Consider the following 2,004-nt stretch of genomic DNA (forward strand, 5'->3'; position numbering starts at 1 on the left):
GCCGTCGCCTCACCCGACAGCCAGGTGGTCCAGGAACTGCACCTCGTCTCCAGCCACCTGCTCTGCGAGTACGTCGAGCAGGCCCTGCCGGCGGTGCTCGGCGCGCCGGCGGTGTCGCGCCGGGCCCCCACCGGGAACACCCGCTCCGGGCCGGTGCGGACCGGGGTCGAGGTGGTGCTCGACGGTCGACAGGTCGAGGCGTGAGGAGGGCAAGCGTGACGGGACCCGTGGTGGTGGTCGGTGACACCCTGCTCGACCGGGACGTCGAGGGGGTGGTGAACCGGCTCTGTCCGGACTCGCCGGTGCCGGTGCTGGACGAGACCTCGTACGTCGACCGGCCCGGTGGCGCCGGCCTGGCCGCGGTCTTCGCGGCCGCGCAGGGCGCGGAGGTGGTGCTGGTCACCGCGCTGGCCGACGACGCCGGAGGCGCCCGGTTGAGTTCGCTGCTCGCCGCCGCGGGAGTGCAGGTGTACCCGCTCGGGCTGGCCGGCGCCACGCCGGAGAAGATCCGGCTGCGGGCCCGCGGCCGGGTGCTGCTGCGCCACGACCGGGGCGGCACGCCCGGCGAGCCGGGTGAGCCGTCCGACGCGGTGCTGCGGGTGATCGCCAACGCCGCCGCCGTGTTGGTGAGCGACTACGGCCGGGGCGTGGCCCGCCAGCCGGCGCTGCGCGCGGCGCTGGCCGGGACCCGCGCGCCGGTGGTCTGGGACCCGCACCCGCGCGGCCCGGCCGCGGTGCCCGGAGTGCACCTGGCCACCCCGAACGAGGCCGAGGTGCGGGAACTGGTGCCGATCCCGCCGGGGGCGTCCCGGCTGGCCACCGCGTCCCGGGGTGCGCAGGGGCTGCGGCGGCGCTGGCGGGCCGGCGCGGTGGTGGTGACCCTGGGCGGGGACGGCGCGCTGCTCTGCCACGCCGGGTCGACGCCGCTGGTGGTGCCGTCGCCGGCCGCCGCCGACGGGGACACCTGCGGCGCCGGGGACCGCTTCGCGGCCACCGCGAGCGTGGCGCTGGCCCGGGGGGCGCTGGTCTCCGAGGCCGTGCAGGAGGCGGTCACCGAGGCGTCGGCGTACGTGGCCGGCGGGGGAGTGGCGACCGCGCTGCCGCCCCCGGCCAGTCCGGCGCCGGCCCCGGTGTTCAGCGCGGGGGACGGGGTCGGGGTGGCGTCGGCCGCGACCGTGGTGGCCAGGGTCCGGGCGGCCGGCGGCACGGTGGTCGCCACCGGCGGCTGCTTCGACCTGCTGCACGCCGGTCACGTGGCGACGTTGCAGGCCGCCCGGCAGCTCGGCGACTGTCTGGTCGTCTGCCTCAACTCCGACGCCAGCGTCACCGGGTTGAAGGGCCCCGACCGCCCGGTGATCCCGCAGGGCGACCGGGCCCGGCTGCTGGCGGCGCTGAGCTGCGTCGACGCGGTGATGATCTTCGACGAGCCGACCCCGCACGCGGCGCTGTCCTGGCTGCGGCCGGACATCTGGGTCAAGGGCGGGGACTACGCCACCGGGGCCGGGGACAGCTCGGCGCTGCCGGAGGCGGAGATCCTGCGCCGCTGGGGTGGGCACACCGTGGTGGTGCCCTACCTGGACGGGCGCTCCACCACAGGCATGATCGCCGCCGCCCGGTCGGCCGGCGGCCGTTCCGGCGACGCCTGCTGCGCCGCGGCCGGACGCCCCGCCGGCCCGGACGGGTCGCAGTCCGTCCCGGCGTCGGGCGCGGCGGCGGCCGGCACCCCACCGGGCGCGGGCCGGGACCGGCGGCTCACCGGGACCGTGCCGCCGGCCGGAACGTCCGCGCACCGGCCCACCTCGTCCGAGGGGACCCGGTGAGCGGCGGGTCGCCCGGTGCCGGGCAGAGCGTCCTGGTCACCGGCGGGTCGAGCGGGCTCGGCGCGGCCGTGGTCACCGCCGTCGCCCGGGCCGGCGGGCGGCCGCTGGTGCTGGACCGCCAGCCGCCCGGAGACGGGGTGCCCTGGGTGGAGTGCGACCTGGCCGACACCCGGGCCGCCGAGGC

General features: G+C 79.1%; 3 pseudogenes. All 3 read left to right on the forward strand.

What is annotated here, in order from left to right:
* A pseudogene (locus AC1WTP_RS34295) lies at positions 1 to 204 on the forward strand (phosphoheptose isomerase); the annotation flags it as partial.
* A 26-nt stretch (positions 205 to 230) separates the two neighbouring features.
* Positions 231 to 1,709, forward strand: a pseudogene (locus AC1WTP_RS34300) (PfkB family carbohydrate kinase); the annotation flags it as partial.
* A gap of 107 nt (positions 1,710 to 1,816) precedes the next feature.
* Positions 1,817 to 2,004, forward strand: a pseudogene (locus AC1WTP_RS34305) (short-chain dehydrogenase); the annotation flags it as partial.

The organism is Micromonospora sp. R311, from assembly GCF_056780015.1.